General features: G+C 63.6%; 10 protein-coding genes. 8 read left to right on the forward strand and 2 right to left on the reverse strand.

Going from position 1 to position 18,080, the window contains the following annotated elements; genetic code table 11:
- The first annotated feature begins 43 nt into the window (after positions 1 to 43).
- The 4 genes from gpmI to E2H86_RS04035 all read left to right on the forward strand — a co-directional run bounded on the left by gpmI (position 44) and on the right by E2H86_RS04035 (position 5,190).
- Positions 44 to 1,579, forward strand: coding sequence for a 2,3-bisphosphoglycerate-independent phosphoglycerate mutase (gene gpmI / locus E2H86_RS04020; protein WP_133324947.1), 1,536 nt, complete (start codon positions 44 to 46; stop codon positions 1,577 to 1,579).
- A gap of 142 nt (positions 1,580 to 1,721) precedes the next feature.
- Positions 1,722 to 3,011 carry a murein hydrolase activator EnvC family protein gene (locus E2H86_RS04025; protein ID WP_133324949.1) on the forward strand — a complete coding sequence of 430 codons (1,290 nt, stop codon included), beginning with the start codon at positions 1,722 to 1,724 and terminating at the stop codon, positions 3,009 to 3,011.
- A gap of 80 nt (positions 3,012 to 3,091) precedes the next feature.
- Entirely contained in the window at positions 3,092 to 4,411 is a 1,320-nt protein-coding gene (locus E2H86_RS04030) for a S41 family peptidase (RefSeq protein ID WP_133324951.1), read from the forward strand.
- An 8-nt stretch (positions 4,412 to 4,419) separates the two neighbouring features.
- Complete coding sequence (locus E2H86_RS04035; protein ID WP_133324953.1) at positions 4,420 to 5,190, forward strand: divergent polysaccharide deacetylase family protein; 771 nt, start codon at positions 4,420 to 4,422, stop codon at positions 5,188 to 5,190.
- A gap of 10 nt (positions 5,191 to 5,200) precedes the next feature.
- Here the strand turns inward: E2H86_RS04035 and E2H86_RS04040 are convergent, their stop codons facing one another.
- Together E2H86_RS04040 and E2H86_RS04045 are read right to left on the reverse strand one after the other, a co-directional pair.
- Positions 5,201 to 9,832 carry a DUF6543 domain-containing protein gene (locus E2H86_RS04040; RefSeq protein WP_133324955.1) on the reverse strand — a complete coding sequence of 1,544 codons (4,632 nt, stop codon included), beginning with the start codon at positions 9,830 to 9,832 and terminating at the stop codon, positions 5,201 to 5,203.
- Between the two features lie 78 nt (positions 9,833 to 9,910).
- Positions 9,911 to 11,857 carry a BCCT family transporter gene (locus E2H86_RS04045; protein WP_243744028.1) on the reverse strand — a complete coding sequence of 649 codons (1,947 nt, stop codon included), beginning with the start codon at positions 11,855 to 11,857 and terminating at the stop codon, positions 9,911 to 9,913.
- Positions 11,858 to 12,191: 334 nt separating this feature from the next.
- On the opposite strand from E2H86_RS04045, the gene betI reads away from it, so the two are divergent.
- From betI to E2H86_RS04065, 4 genes are all read left to right on the forward strand, one after another.
- Positions 12,192 to 12,848, forward strand: coding sequence for a transcriptional regulator BetI (gene betI, locus E2H86_RS04050; protein ID WP_133324959.1), 657 nt, complete (start codon positions 12,192 to 12,194; stop codon positions 12,846 to 12,848).
- Positions 12,849 to 12,885: 37 nt separating this feature from the next.
- On the forward strand, positions 12,886 to 14,358 hold the full coding sequence (gene betB / locus E2H86_RS04055; protein ID WP_133324962.1) for a betaine-aldehyde dehydrogenase: 1,473 nt from the start codon (positions 12,886 to 12,888) through the stop codon (positions 14,356 to 14,358).
- Positions 14,359 to 14,434: 76 nt separating this feature from the next.
- Positions 14,435 to 16,132 carry a choline dehydrogenase gene (gene betA / locus E2H86_RS04060; protein WP_133324964.1) on the forward strand — a complete coding sequence of 566 codons (1,698 nt, stop codon included), beginning with the start codon at positions 14,435 to 14,437 and terminating at the stop codon, positions 16,130 to 16,132.
- A 179-nt stretch (positions 16,133 to 16,311) separates the two neighbouring features.
- On the forward strand, positions 16,312 to 18,054 hold the full coding sequence (locus E2H86_RS04065; RefSeq protein ID WP_133324966.1) for a potassium/proton antiporter: 1,743 nt from the start codon (positions 16,312 to 16,314) through the stop codon (positions 18,052 to 18,054).
- Positions 18,055 to 18,080 lie beyond the last annotated feature (26 nt).

The raw sequence follows: 18,080 nt of genomic DNA on the forward strand, positions 1-18,080 counted from the left end.
AATGCGTGTCTTTATCATCTTTGAACAACCGTGAGTTTGATTGATGACGAGTACGCCCAAACCCCTGGTCCTGATCATCCTGGATGGATTCGGCCATAGCGAAAGCCCCGAATACAATGCCATCTATGCCGCCAATACACCGGTCTACGACCGCCTGCGCGCCACCCAGCCGCATGGCCTGATTTCCGGTTCCGGGATGGATGTCGGCTTGCCGGACGGGCAAATGGGCAACTCCGAAGTCGGTCACATGAACCTCGGCGCCGGTCGCGTCGTCTACCAGGACTTCACCCGGGTGACCAAGGCCATCCGTGACGGTGAGTTCTTCCACAACCCGGTGCTCACCGGGGCGGTGGACAAGGCCGCCGGTGCCGGCAAGGCCGTGCACATCCTTGGCCTGCTCTCCGACGGCGGCGTGCACAGCCACCAGGATCACCTGGTCGCCATGGCCGAACTGGCGGCGCAACGTGGCGCCGAAAAAATCTACCTGCACGCCTTCCTCGATGGCCGCGACACCCCGCCGCGCAGCGCCCAGTCGTCCATCGAACTGCTCGACGCGACCTTCGCCAAGCTCGGCAAAGGCCGCATCGCCAGCCTGATCGGTCGCTACTACGCGATGGACCGCGATAACCGCTGGGACCGCGTCAGCGCCGCCTACAACCTGATCGTCGACAGCGTTGCCGACTATAGCGCCGACACCGCACTGGCCGGCCTCGAAGCGGCCTACGCGCGTGATGAAAGCGATGAGTTCGTCAAGGCCACGCGCATCGGCGAAGCCGTCAAGGTCGAAGACGGCGATGCCGTGATCTTCATGAACTTCCGCGCCGACCGAGCGCGCGAGCTGTCGCGCGTGTTCGTCGAGCCCGACTTCAACGAGTTCCCACGCGCCCGTCTGCCGAAGCTGGCAGCCTACATCGGCCTGACCCAGTACTCGGCCAAGATCCCGGCCCCGGCGGCGTTCGCCCCGGCCAGCCTGAACAATGTACTCGGTGAGTACCTGGCGAAAAACGGCAAGACCCAGTTGCGCATCGCCGAGACCGAGAAGTACGCCCACGTCACCTTCTTCTTCTCCGGCGGACGTGAAGAGCCCTTCGAAGGCGAAGAGCGCATCCTGATCCCGTCGCCGAAGGTCGCCACCTATGACCTGCAGCCGGAGATGAGCGCACCGGAGGTCACCGACCGCATCGTCGAGGCTATCGAGCAGCAGCGCTACGATGTGATCGTGGTCAACTACGCCAACGGCGACATGGTCGGCCATACCGGCGTGTTCGAGGCCGCGGTGAAGGCCGTCGAGGCCCTGGATGGTTGTGTCGGCCGCATCGTCGCAGCGCTGGACAAGGTCGGCGGCGAAGCGCTGATCACCGCCGACCACGGCAACGTCGAACAGATGGAAGACGAATGCACCGGCCAGGCGCACACCGCGCACACCACCGAGCCGGTACCGTTCATCTATGTCGGCAAACGCAAAGTGCAGGTCCGCGAAGGCGGTGTGCTGGCCGACGTGGCACCGACCATGCTCAAGCTGCTGGGGCTGGAAAAACCGGCCGAGATGACCGGCACCTCGATCCTGGTAGACGCCTGAATCCTCGGGCAGGGGCCGCGCTGCGGCCCCCGTTGTCGATGAATTCCAGACAAACGCCCCGCAGCAGCCACAGCGAGGCGTTTTTTTTGCCAGCCCAGGCGGGCATACTAGGTCGGTCTCCATCCTCGGTACCCCCAACCCCATGCTTCGCGCCCTGATCCTCCTCGCCCTGTCATGCCTGCTCAGTCCGGCCTTCGCCGACGAGCGCGCACAGACCCAGCAACAACTGGAAGCCACCCGCCAGGACATCGCCGAGCTCAAGAAAACCTTGGGCAAGCTCCAGGAAGAGAAGTCCGGCGTGCAAAAGGACCTCAAGGCCACCGAAACCGACATCGGCAACCTCGAGAAGCAGGTGGAGGCGTTGCAGCAAGAGTTAAAAAAGACCGAGGGCGAGCTGGAGCGCCTTGATACCGAGAAAAAAAAACTCCAGAGCGCCCGCGTTGAACAACAGCGACTGATCGCCATCCAGGCCCGCTCGGCCTACCAGAATGGCCGCGAGGAATACCTCAAGCTCCTGCTCAACCAGCAGAATCCCGAGAAGTTCGCCCGCACCCTCACCTATTACGATTACCTGAGCAAGGCGCGCCTGGAGCAACTGCGCGCCTTCAACGAGACCCTGCGCCAGCTGGCCAACGTCGAACAGGACATCGGTCGTCACCAGGAAGAGCTCCTGACCCAGCGCGCCGACCTCGACAGCCGCCGCCAGGCGCTCGACGCCGAACGGAGCAAACGCCAGCAGGTACTGGCCAAGCTCAACAGCGACATGAAGAGCAGTGACCAGAAGCTGCAGGCCCGTCAGCAGGATCAGGCCGAGTTGGCCAAAGTCCTCAAGACCATCGAGGAAACCCTTGCCCGCCAGGCCCGCGAAGCCGAGGAGGCTCGCAAGAAGGCCCTGCTCGCCCAGCAGGAAGCGGAAAAGCGCCGCCAGCAGCAAGCCCTGGCGGCCCGCGACGCGGCCGATACCGAGCCGCCGAAGAAGGCCCGGACCACCCTCGGCCCCCTGGTATCCAGCGACGGTGCGAGCTATGGCGGCGCATTTTCTGCTGCCCGCGGAAAACTTCCATGGCCCGTCAATGGTCGATTGCTGGCACGCTTCGGTGAAGCCCGTGGCAGCGACTCCCGCGCCAAGTGGGACGGGGTGATGATCAGCGCCAGCCCGGGCACCCAGGTGCATGCCGTGCATGGCGGGCGCGTGGTGTTCGCCGACTGGTTGCGCGGCGCTGGACTTCTGGTCATTCTCGACCATGGCAACGGTTACCTGAGCCTGTACGGCCACAACCAGAGCCTGCTCAAGAGCGCCGGTGACATCGTCAAGGCCGGCGAAGCCATCTCCACCGTTGGCGACAGCGGTGGTCAGGACAGCGCAGGCTTGTACTTCGCCATTCGCCAGCAGGGCCGGCCGACCGATCCTGCGCAATGGTGCCGAGGCTAAATCCACTTTATCCGGCATGGCGCCTGACGCTACGCCGTTGCTCCGCAGGGAGCGCCTACAGGATCAGGAGTTCGTTCGACATGCTGCACTCGCCTCGCCTCACCCAGCTGGCCCTGACCATCGCCCTCGTGGTCGGTGCGCCTCTGGCCATCGCCGCCGAACCGGCCGTGGTCAAGCCTGCCGCAGCGCCGGCAACCGAGGCCGCCAAGGCGCCGCTGCCGTTGGAAGAGCTGCGTACCTTCGCCGAGGTCATGGACCGCATCAAGGCGGCCTATGTCGAGCCTGTGGATGACAAGACCCTGCTGGAAAATGCCATCAAGGGCATGCTGAGCAACCTTGACCCGCACTCGGCCTACCTGGGCCCCGAGGACTTCCAGGAGCTGCAGGAAAGCACCAGCGGCGAATTCGGCGGCCTGGGCATCGAAGTGGGCCAGGAGGACGGCTTCATCAAGGTGGTCTCGCCCATCGACGACACGCCGGCCTCGCGTGCCGGCATCCAGGCCGGCGACCTGATCGTCAAGATCAATGGTGCCCCGACCCGTGGCCAGACCATGACCGAGGCGGTCGACAAGATGCGCGGCAAGGTCGGTGAGAAAATCACTCTGACCCTGGTGCGCGACGGTGGCACTCCGTTCGATGTGACCCTCGCCCGCGCCGTCATCCAGGTCAAGAGCGTGAAGAGTCAGCTGCTGGAGAACGACTACGGCTACATCCGTATCACCCAGTTCCAGGTCAAGACCGGCGAGGAAGTCGGCAAGGCCCTGGCCAAGCTGCGCAAGGACAACGGCAAGAAGCTGCGCGGGATCGTCCTCGACCTGCGCAACAACCCCGGCGGTGTATTGCAGTCGGCGGTGGAAGTGGCCGATCACTTCCTGACCAAAGGCCTGATCGTGTACACCAAGGGCCGTATCGCCAACTCCGAGTTGCGCTTCTCTGCCGACCCCGCCGACGCCAGCGAAGGCGTGCCGCTGGTGGTACTGATCAACGGTGGCAGTGCTTCCGCTTCGGAAATCGTCGCCGGCGCCCTGCAGGACCAGAAGCGCGCCGTCCTGATGGGTACCGACAGCTTCGGCAAAGGCTCGGTGCAGACCGTGCTGCCACTGGCCAATGACCGGGCGCTGAAACTCACCACCGCGCTGTACTTCACCCCGAACGGTCGCTCGATTCAGGCCCAGGGCATCGTGCCCGATATCGAGGTACGCCCGGCCAAGCTGACCGCCGAGGTCGACACCGAGAACTTCAAGGAAGCCGACCTGCAGGGTCACCTCGGCAACGGCAATGGCGGCGCCGATCGCCCAACCGGCAGCAGCAAGCGCAAGGAACGCCCACAGGACGACGACTTCCAGCTGAGCCAGGCCTTGAGCCTACTCAAGGGCCTCAACATCACCAAGGGGAATTGACCCCACCCATGCGTTATCTGCTGTGTCTGCTGCTCTGCCTGTTGGCCGGTGTCGCCCAAGCGGCGCCGGCCAAGGCCTACATGAGCATCATCATCGACGACCTGGGTCAGAGCAGCGAGCGCGACAGTCGCACCCTCGCGCTACCGGGCCCGGTAACCCTGGCGATCATGCCCGATACACCCCATGCCAGCGATTTCGCCCGCCAGGCCCATGACGCCAAGCGCACGGTGATCCTGCACATGCCCATGGACCCTGCCACTGGCCCTTACGCCTGGCATCCCGAATTACCACTGGACGAGCTCGCCAAGCGCCTCCAGGCCGCCCTGACCAAGGTGCCCTACGCCGCGGGTATCAACAACCATATGGGTAGCCGAATGACGGCGCAGCGCGAACCGATGGCCTGGCTGATGGCCGAGCTGCAACGTCGCCATCTGTTCTTCGTCGACAGCCGTACCAGCGCCGCCACCGTGGCTGCGGCCCAGGCCCAGGAAATCGGGCTGGCCCAGGTGTCGCGCGACGTGTTCCTCGATGACGTGCGCACCGTCGAGGCCATTCGCGCTCAGTTGCAACTGGGCATTGCCCAGGCGCGCAAGCAGGGCTCGGCAGTGCTCATCGGCCACCCTTACCCACAGACGCTGGAAGTGCTCGAGCAGGAACTGCCGCGCTTGCACAGCCAAGGGGTCGAGTTGATCGACCTGAACCAAATGATCGCCGAGCGCGGCAACCAGGCCATGCCTGCCCATGGCAAGCATGGCCGCTACAGTAACCGCTGGCGGTGATCGCCGAGGCTCACTGGAACGGAATGATGCCCTGCGCCTGGGCCAGCGTCAGTGGCCCCCGATGGATGCGTTCGCCCTGGTCGGCCAGCAATCGGGCGTCGCGGGCACCATACTTGCGCTGCGCCCATGCCTTGAGGTGACCACGGGTAAACGCCGTGGCCGGATCGCCCTGGGCAGCGAAGTGGAAATGCGCTACCCAGATAGGTTTGCCATTGACCGCGCCGGGACGGGCGAGCAGACGGATGACGTACTCATCCAGTGCGCTGCCGTCAGCAAGCACTCGCCGCGGCGACAGGTACTCGACCTTGATCAACCCCTCTTCATGCAGGAACCGCAGGCCCTGGGCATCAGGAAAGCGCGTCTGCGAAAACAGCTCTACCAGCAGTGAGCGGCGCAAATCTGGCCACGCCTCCAGCCGCTTGCGCAGGCTCCGCGCGGTGGCTCCATCGTCCTGGGCCAACGGCTGCGCCACGGCCTGCAGCCTGGCAATGTGCTCGTCGACCAGACGCGTCAACAGCCGATGGTTGACCTGCTGAGCCACGTATTCCTGTGCCTGGTTACGCACCGCGACGTCTTGGCCCAGTTGCAGCCATGCTTCGGCGATCAGGGCCGGTTTGTCGAGCGCCGGCACGGAAGGCGAGCCTGCCGCCACCTCGGTCAGTTCGACCCAATCCTGGCCTTGGCGCTGGTACTGCTTGACCACCTGACGACTGAGCGGATCGCGAATCTCGAGCAACATCCGGCCCTCATGCTCGACCTCGGTCCCGACCAGAATCTGCCCATCCTCTGCCCTCGCTATGCCGTGCGTCTCTGGGCTGGGCAGGTACGCCCCGGGGCCTGGCGGCTCATCGCCGTCCAACACCCCCTGGGCTTCGACCAAACGGTCCGAGACATCGTTCTTGAGCCCCTGCAGGGCTTCCTGGTACAAGGTCAGGTACGAGATATCGACCAGCGTACCGCTGTCGGCGCGGACGTCGATGGCGTTGATCAAGGCGGCGCTGTACTCGTCCCAGGCGCTCTGCAATACCTCGATCCGATCTTCGACCGACAGATTGCCCAGTTGCGCTTCACCATGGGCGAAGGCAGCCGCCATCAGGTGACGGTTCATCAGCCCGCGCTGATAACGCATGAAGTTGCCCGCCGGATCCGGTTGGTCGGGGCGCAGAGCCAAGTCGCTGCAATACACCGCCTGCTGGAAGCGCATCTCGACGGTGGTGACGTTGCGCTGGGCCTTGACCTGCTCAAGCGTCTGGATGGCTCCATCGCGGTGATCGACGATGATGACCACATCCGCAGCCACCTGCGGCATGAACCTGTCCAACAGCGCACTGGCCTTGACCACGCGCGGCTGCAGGCGCACGACCTCGACCAGCCGAGTCCTGTACGCCTGGTACTGCGCATCGAACGGCCCCACGGGTTTGCCCTTGAGCGCCTGAGCCATCCTTCGAAGCTGTGGATAATCCACGGCATCGAACAGACGCGGGAGCAACGCCCAGCAATAGCGCACGATCGTTTCACAGCCCACCTTGCGCGACGCCTGGAAGGCGTCCATGGGAATGCGATTGACGATAGTCCGATGCCGCTGCAAGTCGATCATCTCGTCGACCTGTTCGACGATCCTGACATTTTTCTCGACTACTGCCTCGAGATGCTCCACATAACGGAGCGTCACCCGGTTGGCTTCCTCGCGCTGCTTCGAGACCTTGCCCTCATAGAGAGTCAGCAGTCGTTCGACCTGCTCGGGTGACAGGCCGCCTTCGTTAGCCTGGGCTTTGGCCCTGGCTTCCTGCAACGCCGTCAACTGTCTACGGGCCTGCTGTTCTTCGGCCATCAACCGGAGGCCGGTCTCGATGTCGGCGTTGATGTCCGCCACCATCCGATTGGTACTGGTCGCCAGGCTATCGAAGCGGGCCTGGTTCCGAGGTCGCCGCGCACCGCCAGGTGAGCCGCCAAGACCGACGCCATCGAGCCGGATACGCCAACCGCCAGCATCGACCAACAACGGCCCAGGCGCTCCGTCAGGCCCCTTGATACGTCGCTCGTTATCATCGTGCATCACTTCGAAGGTGCCCTCCGCCAGCGAGACATAGAAGCGGCCATTCACCTCGTCCAGGCCGTTGCCGCGCGCGGCTTTGCTCAGATCGACGTCTGCGCGGAACGGTTCCAGCAAGCGCCGCCGAGCCTCCGGCCCCATTCCCCAGCCATCGCCAAGCGCCAAGTGTCCCTCCCACTCCTGCAGCGGCAAAGCGGGTTGATGAACCACCCCGATCGGTTCCGGTAACAGAGGTATGAAGGCCCGCGAGCGGGGCGCTGCAAGGACGGGTACGCCGGCATTCACTGGCGCATTCGGTCGGCCCTGCTCGGGCAAGCGTCCATGCAACAATGCCAGCGCCAGGTTGGCGGCGAGCTCGACCGAGAACACGCTGTCGGATCCGGCCAGCGGCAGACGCACCGGCGCTTGCAGCAACGGCGCGAACAGGCTGGCGAGCCCGGCGATCTTGCCGAGCAGCCCAGGCACGATCGGCGCCACCAGGTCGAACAACAGCCAGCCGAAGCGTTGAACCACTTCCCAGCGCTGCTCGGCATTGGAGAGGCTCTGGCGATCGCCCAGCTCGACCAGCGCCCGGCATCGGTCGACGTAAAGACGGCTGTCGATGTCGGCCTTGTACGGGCTCAAGGCGAGCCGTGCAGGCGCGACCGGTTCCGGCCAGAGCGAGGTGTCGAAAATGACCCGGCGCAGATGCGGCTCAAGGAAACCGCCATTGGCGTACGTGCTGAAGAGCGATTCCGGCAACCAGTCGAGGACACTCTGCTGGAGCGCCCCCGGTGCAGCGATCGCCGCCATCAGCGCCCTATTGTCCGGGTAGCTCAGCAACGCCTGCTGAGGATACAGCGGCCGATACAACAACACGGTACTGGGTTGATGCAAGGTGATGACATACATGCACGTCACCTCATCACGCCGCTGGCTGCTCGGGTCCGCCTTGAATCCCAATGGCGCGACATCGACGGTGGCCTTGAGGTCGCGGTCACTGCGGCAAAACTCCGCCAGCGTCTCCCAGCAGTGCTCGTCCAGCACCCCATCGACCTTGGCCCGCAGAGCATCGAACAACAGACCAAGGCGCCACTCGCGGGCGAAGAGCCGCATGCGCTGGGCTTGCTGAGCCGGATCGCGCAACAGCGCTGCGACATAGCCTGGATAATGCCCGCCGATATCGACAGTCTCCACCAGACGCACGCAATACGCCGGGGTCATCCAAGGCATGATCAACTGATCGTTAAGGTGGCCGATGCTCGTCACCACGGCATCCTGCAGGCCGCCGAGGCGGTTGATCGCGAACTCGGTCAGGCTCACGCTACCGGCGGGTTTGAGCCGCGCAGGCAACTCTTTGTCCACGGTCGGGTCAGGGACCGAAACGTGCAGTACCAGGTCGTCGGGAAAGTAGTTGGCCTCAACCGGCCACTCTTTCAACAACTGCTCACGCAGGCGCCCAGCAGCGTAGAGAGAGAGCGGTTGTACGCCATCGAGCGAGGTCGCACCTTGACAAGCGCCTTGATAGAAGGCGACATCCAGCATGGCGACTTGGTACTCGAACCGATCACGGCTGGTGGCCGCGACCAACCAGTCCGGTACCTCGGGTGTGGCATTCAACGCCGACAGGACATCGTCGAGAAAATGCCGCGCAGGATCGCTGAGCCAGTGCAAGGTCTGCTCGAGGGTTTCATTGTCGTCGATGGCCGACAGGCGCAGACGGTCGATATCGTTGAGCAGGCTCTCCAGTAGCATGGCCGATTGCTGGAAGAACACGTCTTCGGCCAACTGCCGTCGCCGCCACGCCAATCCATCGATCTGGTGCGTCACGGCGAAGCGGGTGTACAGGGACTGGACCAACGCCTGTTCGGACTCCAGTTCCTCGAACTGACCAGAAGGTGGACAGCGCAACAACAGGCGGCGTTCGTCCCGCTCGGCCTCGATCAGCAACTCCGGCAACAACTGGGTGTAGGTCTCGCCGTCGCTTTCACGCGTCAGTTCGATGGCCGAAACCGACGGTGCATGCGGCTGGCCCAGCAACACCTCGTAGACTACCGCACGCTCCTGCGGCCCTAGCGCGCTGCGCTGCAGATGACCTGCCAGCCCCAGCCTGAGCATCTGACGCATCCAGCCATGCCGGCTGATCCCCGATGCCTGCGGCCCGGTCACATCGTCCTCGTTCCAGAACGCCACCTGGGCCTGCTGGAAGCGCACCAGCAATGTGTCGAGGGCCTGTTCAAGGTCATGGTTCAAGGCGGCCAACGCCAGGGCGCTGTCCTGCGTCTCGAGAACGCTTGTCTGTCCGGCGGCATAGGGAGTCAACACCAGCAGGTCACGGCTGCCGAACGCCACCTGCCCGCCCTGCACGAACACCTTCAGCAACAGGGTCAGGCAGCCTTCTGCTTGCACGGTGCCGGTAGTATCGGGGCGCCACAGGGTATAGGGCTCATGCTGATGATGATCGATAGCGGCAGCGGCGTGGGCCGGGTAGTGCCTACAGACGACGTCGAACACCTGCTGGCTGAGCACCTGGCGTACCGTCGGACGGGAGGCGAACTGTGTGGCGACCGCTTGCTTGAGGGTCTGGTCGCCCTGGACAGAGTGCAGCATGGGAAGGGAAGCTCCTGGCGGGATAAGGGCGCAAGACTTTGCCGCCCCACCTCTCCCACCAGGCTGTACATATTGCGATCAGCTGTAGACGCGACCCAGCAACTGTCGATGGCTCTCGAACTGATCGAGCACATCGCGCACGATCTGATCGGGCGCGAAGCCCATCAGGTCGTATTCCTGACTGCCGTCATGCAGGTACACCTCGGCACGATAGAAGCGCTGACGCACCTCCGGCTCGCCCTCGACCGGCGCCTCGCTCGGCGCGGCCAGGTAGCCGTCCAGGCTCACTTCATAGACGAAGGGGTTGCCCTCCTCCATCATCACCCGCAAACCCATCATGTTGCGCGACTGGCCAACCCGGGTCTCGACCTCGAAGCCCAAGGTACGAAGCTGCGCGGCGGCTTCCTGCAACGCCGGGCTCACCTGCCGGTCCATGAAGCGCTGCACCACCGCCTGGGTCGGTTGCAGTTCCAGCTGGGTCAGGCGCTCGCTGAAGCCTCGGCGACCGCGGGCGGCCAATTCGGCGCGCTCCTGCTCCCCTGCCACGTCCTGCTTCATGGCCTTGTACAGACCGAACATGAACAGCACCAGCACCACCGAGAACGGCAGGCCGGCGAGCACCACCATGGTCTGCATCGCCTCGAAGTTACCGGCGAACAACAGGCCTATGGTCACCAGGGTGATCACCACCGACCAGAACACCACCATCCAGTGCGGTGCGTCCTCATCGACCTTGCCGCCTTTGCACGACAGGTTGGCCATCATCACCGCGCCGGAATCGGCCGGGGTGAGGAACAGCACGAAGCCGACGAACACTGCCACACCGATCACGATCTTCGCTGCCGGGAAATATTCCAGCAGCTGGTAGATGGACATCGACGGCTGTTCCAACGCGGTCTTGCCCAGCTCCACGGCGCCCTGGTTGATGACCAGGTCCAACGCGGTGTTGCCGAAGATCGACAACCAGGCCAAGGTGAAGCCCAGCGGGATCAACAGCACGCCGCTGACCAGTTGGCGCACGGTACGGCCCTTGGAAATACGGGCGATGAACATGCCGACGAATGGGCCCCAGGAGATCCACCAGGCCCAGTAGAACACGGTCCACAGACCGAGCCAGCGCTCGGATTTGCCGGCCTCGCCCTCGTAGACGTAGAGATCGAAGGTTTTCAGCACGATGCCGTTGAGGTAATCACCGACGTTCTGCACCAGGCCATTGAGCAAGTGCAGGGTCTGGCCGCCCAGCAGCACGAAGATCAGCAGGCCGCTGAACAGCACGATGTTCAGGTTGGACAGACGGCGAATGCCGTTCTCCACACCCGAAACCGCCGCCACGGTGGCCACACCGGCCATGACCAGGATGACCACCAGCAGGTTGGTCTTGCTGTGGTCCATGCCGAACAGGTATTCCAGGCCGGAGGCCACCTGCATCGAGCCGATACCGAGATTGGTCACCAGGCCCAACAGGGTGACGAACATGCCGAAAATGTCCACGGCATTGCCGGCAGCGCCCTTGACCCAACGTTCACCGACCAACGGGTACAGCGCGGAACGCAGTGCCAGCGGCTGATTGTGGCGGTAGGCGAAATAGCCCACGGCCAGGCCGACCAGGGCATAGATCGCCCAACCATGCAGGCCCCAATGCAGGAAGGTCAACTGCAAGCCCTGACGCGCGGCCTCGAGGCTGGCAGGCGTACCCTCCGGTGGGTTGAAGTAGTGGTCCAGCGGTTCGGATGCGCCGAAGTACAGCAGCGAGATACCGATGCCGGACGAGAACAGCATCCCGGCCCAGGCGCCGTAGCTGAAATCGGGCTGGTCGTCCTTGCCGCCAAGCTTGAGCTTGCCGTAGTCGGAGAATGCCAGATAAACGACGAACAGCAGGTAACCACAGATCACCAGCATGTAGTACCAACCGAAGGTCCGCGTCAGCCAATGCTGGGCAACACCCAGGATTCGGCCAGCGGTTTCGGGAACAGCAATCAGCAAGGCAGTCAAAACGAGGATCATCAGCGCGGAGGTGAAGAACACCACGCGGTTGACCCCTACCCTCTCGGCGGGGGGTTTGGTTAGGGAGGCAGAACTCATTGCACGAAGGCTCCGGGCAGTGCGGCTGTGGAGGCTAATCAGTCTTTTCCCGAGCAATTGGTGGAATACCCCCACTGCCCCGGGTGTTATAAAAGCACCCTGGAAAATTTCCCGGGGTGTCAATTCGTGCCGGCTCGACCGCCTGAACAACTGTCAATGGCACAAATTGTCGCAGAGCTTATTCTTTATTGATTGAACGTTCAATCAAAACAAAATAGACTGGTCTTCGCCGAGTCAGCCGCTTGTCGTCTGCTCGCAGGCCTGAGGAGAAAGCAAGATGCCCAAGGTCGGTATGCAACCCATCCGCCGCCAGCAATTGATCGAAGCCACCCTGCAGGCGGTCGATCAGGTCGGCCTGGGGGACGCCAGCATTGCGCTCATTGCCCGTTTGGCCGGCGTGTCGAACGGCATCATCAGTCACTACTTTCGGGACAAGAACGGCCTGATCGCAGCGACGATGGGCTACATCATGACCATGCTCAACGAAGGCGTTGCAGCACGGCGCCAGGCCCTGACCGACGACAGTCCGCGCGCCCACCTGAAAGTGATCATCGAGGGTAACTTCGATGCCAGCCAGGTGAATGGCCCGGCAATGAAAACCTGGTTGGCCTTTTGGGCGTCCAGCATGCACCAGCCCGATTTGCACAGGTTGCAGCGGATCAACGATCACCGCCTGTATTCCAACCTGTGCTGTCAGTTCCGCCGCGTCCTGCCGCTCTACCATGCGCGCAAGGCTGCCCGCGGACTGGCGGCCCTGATCGACGGTTTGTGGCTGCGTGGCGCTTTGTCGGGAGATGCTTTCGACACCGACCAGGCGATACGGATCGCTTACGAATACATGGATCTACAACTGGCTAAGCAGCACACCCTGAGCGCAAGCGCCCAGGCCGCTGACCAGACGCACACGGCGCTTGCCAACCCGGCGGGAGCGTGACGCGCAGCCAAACACACACTGCACTTGCGAGGACACTATGGCCCGTTTCGGAACGCAAAAACTCTACATTGATGGTGGTTATGTCGACGCCGGCAGCGATGCCACCTTCGAAGCCATCAACCCGGCCAACGGCGAAGTCCTCGCCCACGTGCAACGTGCCACCGAGGCGGACGTCGAAAAAGCCGTCGCCAGCGCCGAGCGTGGCCAGAAAGTCTGGGCGGCGATGACCGCCATGCAGCGTTCGCGCATCCTGCGCCGCGCCGTCGACATCCTGCGCGAGCGCAACGACGAGCTGGCCATGCTGGAAACCCTGGACACCGGCAAGTCGTACTCCGAAACCCGCTACGTCGACATCGTCACCGGCGCCGATGTGCTGGAATACTACGCAGGCCTGGTACCGGCCATCGAAGGCGAACAGATCCCGCTGCGCGAGTCGTCCTTTGTCTACACCCGCCGCGAGCCGCTGGGCGTGACCGTCGGCATCGGCGCGTGGAACTACCCGATTCAGATCGCCCTGTGGAAGTCCGCCCCGGCCCTGGCCGCAGGCAACGCGATGATCTTCAAGCCGTCGGAAGTCACTTCCCTGACCACCCTGAAACTGGCCGAGATCTACACCGAAGCCGGCCTGCCGGACGGCGTGTTCAACGTTCTGACTGGCAGTGGCCGTGAAGTCGGCACCTGGCTGACCGAGCACCCGCGCATCGAGAAAGTGTCCTTCACCGGCGGCACCACCACCGGCAAGAAGGTCATGGCCAGCGCTTCGAGCTCCTCGCTCAAGGAAGTCACCATGGAACTGGGCGGCAAATCGCCGCTGATCATCTGCGCCGACGCCGACCTGGACAAGGCCGCGGACATCGCCATGATGGCCAACTTCTACAGCTCCGGCCAGGTCTGCACCAACGGCACCCGCGTGTTCGTCCCAGCCGAGATGAAAGCCGCTTTCGAAGCCAAGATCGTCGAGCGGGTGGCACGCATTCGTGCCGGTAACCCGGAAGACGAGAACACCAACTTCGGTCCGCTGGTCAGCTTCCCACACATGGAAAGCGTGCTCGGCTACATCGCCAAGGGCAAAGAAGAAGGTGCCCGTGTGCTGTGCGGCGGCGAACGCCTGACTACCGGTGATTTCGCCAAGGGCGCCTTCGTTGCCCCGACCGTGTTCACCGACTGCCGCGACGACATGACCATCGTCAAGGAAGAGATCTTCGGACCCGTGATGAGCATCCTCACCTACGAGACCGAGGAAGAAGTCATCCGCCGCGCCAACGACACCGAATATGGCCTGGCCGCTGGTGTCTGCACCAACGACATCTCCCGCGCCCACCGCATCATTCACCAGCTCGAAGCCGGTATCTGCTGGATCAACGCCTGGGGTGAGTCGCCGGCGGAAATGCCGGTCGGTGGCTACAAGCAGTCGGGCGTTGGCCGTGAGAACGGCATCAGCTCGCTGGCTCAATACACTCGCATCAAGTCGGTCCAGGTCGAACTGGGCGGCTATACCTCGGTTTTCTAAACCCGGTCCAGCCACGCCCGTGCCACCGTGCACGGGCGTTCCCGCCTCCTGATCACCGCCAAACGAGGGAACGCTCATGTCCCAAGCATTCGATTACATCATCGTCGGCGCAGGTTCCGCCGGTAACACCCTGGCCACCCGCCTGACCGAAGACGCCAACGTCACCGTGCTGCTGCTCGAAGCCGGCGGCCCCGACTACCGCTTCGACTTCCGCACCCAGATGCCGGCGGCCCTGGCCTTCCCGCTGCAGGGCCGCCGCTACAACTGGGCCTACGAGACCGACCCGGAGCCGCACATGGACGGCCGCCGCATGGAGTGTGGCCGCGGCAAGGGCCTGGGTGGCTCGTCGCTGATCAACGGCATGTGCTACATCCGCGGTAACGCCATGGACTTCGACGGCTGGGCGAAACTGCCAGGCCTGGAAGACTGGACCTACCTCGACTGCCTGCCGTATTTCCGCAAGGCCGAAACCCGCGACATCGGCCCTAACGATTACCACGGCGGCGAAGGCCCGGTCAGCGTGACCACACCCAAGGCCGGCAACAACCCGCTGTTCCATGCCATGGTCGAAGCCGGCGTGCAGGCGGGCTACCCGCGTACCGAAGACCTCAATGGCTACCAGCAGGAAGGCTTCGGTCCCATGGACCGCACCGTGACCAAGCAAGGCCGCCGCGCCAGCACCGCCCGTGGTTATCTGGACCAGGCCAAGAAGCGTCCGAACCTGACCATCGTCACCCACGCCCTGACCGACCGCGTGCTGTTCGAAGGCAAGCGTGCCGTTGGCGTGACCTACCTGGTCGGGGACAGCGAAGAGCGCGTCGAAGCCCGTGCCCGCAAGGAAGTCATCGTCAGCTCCGGCGCCATCGCTTCGCCGCAACTGCTGCAGCGCTCCGGCGTCGGTCCGCGCGAACTGCTGGAAAGCCTCGACATCCCAGTAGTGCACGACCTGCCAGGCGTCGGCGAGAACCTGCAGGACCACCTCGAGCTGTACCTGCAGTACGCCTGCACCCAGCCGGTGTCGCTGTACCCATCGCTGCTGTGGTGGAACCAGCCGGCCATCGGCGCCGAATGGATGTTCAAAGGCACCGGCATCGGCGCCAGCAACCAGTTCGAGGCCGGCGGTTTCATCCGTACGCGCCCCGAGTTCGAGTGGCCGAACATCCAGTATCACTTCCTGCCGGTGGCCATCAATTACAACGGCTCCAACGGCGTGAAAGAGCATGGCTTCCAGGCGCACATGGGTTCGATGCGCTCGCCAAGCCGTGGCCGCATCAAGCTCAAGTCCAAGGATCCGCGCCAGCACCCAAGCATCCTGTTCAACTACATGGCTACCGAACAGGACTGGCAGGAGTTCCGTGACGGCATCCGCCTGACCCGTGAGATCATGGCCCAGCCGGCGCTGGACCCGTACCGTGGTCGCGAAATCAGCCCAGGCGAGCATGTGCAGACGGACGAGGAACTGGACAAGTTCATTCGCGAACACGCCGAGACCGCGTTCCACCCGTCCTGCTCGTGCAAGATGGGCACCGACGACATGGCCGTGGTCGACAACGAAGGCCGCGTGCATGGCATGCAAGGCCTGCGTGTGGTGGACGCGTCGATCATGCCGATCATCATCACCGGCAACCTCAACGCCACCACGATCATGATCGCCGAGAAGATCTCGGACAAGATCCGTGGTCGCCAGCCACTGCCGCGCAGCACCGCCAAGTACTATGTGGCGGGTGATGCACCGGTGAAGGGCAAGGCGATGCGTGAGGTGAAGCAAGGCTGATCGGCGAAAGGGCCATCACCGGCAACAACCTAAAAGGCACCGCTACGGTGCCTTTTCTACATCTGCAGAAACGCTTTACATGCTGCCAATTCATCAGGTTAGAATCGATTGGCACGCGACCTGCTAGTTCATCGCAACTACCGTGTCCTTTTCCCCGCGCTGTCCCGGAGTACCTGCCTTTGGATGCAAGCACCATCAACAGCCTGTTCTTGATCGGCGCATTGCTGGTGGGCGCAAGTATCCTGGTCAGTTCGCTGTCGTCGCGCCTGGGGATCCCGATCCTGGTCATCATCCTCGCCGTCGGCATGGCAGCCGGGGTCGATGGTGGCGGCATCATCTTCAACAACTATCCGACCGCCTACCTGGTGGGCAACTTGGCGTTGGCAGTGATCCTGCTCGACGGCGGCCTGCGCACCCGCGTTGCCAGCTTCCGGGTGGCGCTGTGGCCGGCCTTGTCGCTGGCCACTGTGGGCGTGATGATCACCACCGGTCTCACCGGTATGGTCGCCGCCTGGCTGTTCGACCTGAGCCTGATCCAAGGCCTGCTGATCGGCGCCATCGTCGGCTCCACCGACGCTGCGGCGGTGTTTTCGCTGCTGGGCGGCAAGGGCCTGAACGAACGGGTCACGGCGACCCTGGAAATCGAATCGGGCAGCAACGACCCGATGGCGGTATTCCTCACCGTCACCCTGATCGACATGATCGCCAGCGGCCAGACCGGATTGCACTGGAGCCTGCTCGGCCACCTGCTGCGGGAGTTCGGCATCGGCGGGCTGATCGGCCTGGGCGGCGGCTGGCTGATGCTGCAACTGGTCAACCGCATCAACCTGGCAGGTGGGCTCTACCCGATCCTGGTGATAGCCGGCGGCCTGGCAGTGTTCTCCCTGACCAACGCCCTGCACGGCAGTGGCTTCCTCGCCGTGTACCTGTGTGGCCTGGTGCTGGGCAACAAGCCGATCCGCAGTCGCCATGGCATCCTGCACATGCTCGACGGCATGGCCTGGTTGGCACAGATCGGCATGTTCCTGGTGCTCGGCCTGCTGGTCACCCCCCACGACCTGCTGCCGATCGCCCTGCCCGCGCTGGGTCTGGCACTGTGGATGATCCTGGTGGCCCGCCCCCTGTCGGTAGTCGCCAGCCTGCTGCCGTTCAAGGCCTTCCATGGCCGAGAAAAAGGCTTCATCTCGTGGGTCGGCCTGCGCGGCGCGGTGCCGATCATTCTGGCCGTGTTCCCACTCATGGCCGGCCTGCCCAACGCCCAGTTGTTCTTCAACCTGGCCTTCTTCATCGTATTGGTGTCGCTGCTGGTGCAAGGCACCAGCCTGCCGTGGATGGCCAAGTTGCTGAAGGTCACGGTCCCGCCGGACCCCGCGCCGATCTCACGCTCGGCCCTGGAGGTCCACATCACCAGCGAGTGGGAGATGTTCGTCTACCGCCTGGGCGCGGAGAAGTGGTGCATCGGCGCCGCACTGCGCGAGTTGAAGATGCCCGAGGGCACCCGTATCGCCGCCCTGTTCCGTGGCGAACAGCTGCTGCACCCCTCTGGCAGTACCGTCCTGGAGGTCGGCGACATGCTCTGCGTGATCGGCCACGAACACAACCTGCCAGCGCTGGGCAAGCTGTTCAGCCAGGCACCGCAGCGCGGACTCGACCTGCGCTTCTTCGGCGACTTCGTGCTCGAGGGCGATGCCGAGCTGGGTGCGGTGGCGGCACTGTATGGCCTGAAACTCGACGGCCTGGACGCAAAAATGCCGCTGGCGCAGTTCATCCGACAGAAGGTCGGAGGCGCTCCAGTAGTGGGCGACCAGGTCGAATGGCACGGCACGATCTGGACCGTGGCCACCATGGACGGGAACAAGATCCAGAAAGTGGGCGTCAGATTCCCCGAAGGAACGCGACCAGGACCAGGATTGTTCCTCTAAACTCCGTTTCAGCCTGATCCTAAGTA

This window comes from Pseudomonas putida (genome assembly GCF_004357765.1).
GTDB lineage: Bacteria > Pseudomonadota > Gammaproteobacteria > Pseudomonadales > Pseudomonadaceae > Aquipseudomonas > Aquipseudomonas putida_U.

Bases quoted from the DNA above. Each gene is read 5' to 3' on its own strand.
- gpmI (WP_133324947.1), top strand. From the start codon at position 44: ATGACGAGTACGCCCAAACCCCTGGTCCTGATCATCCTGGATGGATTC.
- E2H86_RS04025 (WP_133324949.1), top strand. From the start codon at position 1,722: ATGCTTCGCGCCCTGATCCTCCTCGCCCTGTCATGCCTGCTCAGTCCG.
- E2H86_RS04030 (WP_133324951.1), top strand. From the start codon at position 3,092: ATGCTGCACTCGCCTCGCCTCACCCAGCTGGCCCTGACCATCGCCCTC.
- E2H86_RS04035 (WP_133324953.1), top strand. From the start codon at position 4,420: ATGCGTTATCTGCTGTGTCTGCTGCTCTGCCTGTTGGCCGGTGTCGCC.
- E2H86_RS04040 (WP_133324955.1), bottom strand. From the start codon at position 9,832: ATGCTGCACTCTGTCCAGGGCGACCAGACCCTCAAGCAAGCGGTCGCC.
- betI (WP_133324959.1), top strand. From the start codon at position 12,192: ATGCCCAAGGTCGGTATGCAACCCATCCGCCGCCAGCAATTGATCGAA.
- betB (WP_133324962.1), top strand. From the start codon at position 12,886: ATGGCCCGTTTCGGAACGCAAAAACTCTACATTGATGGTGGTTATGTC.
- betA (WP_133324964.1), top strand. From the start codon at position 14,435: ATGTCCCAAGCATTCGATTACATCATCGTCGGCGCAGGTTCCGCCGGT.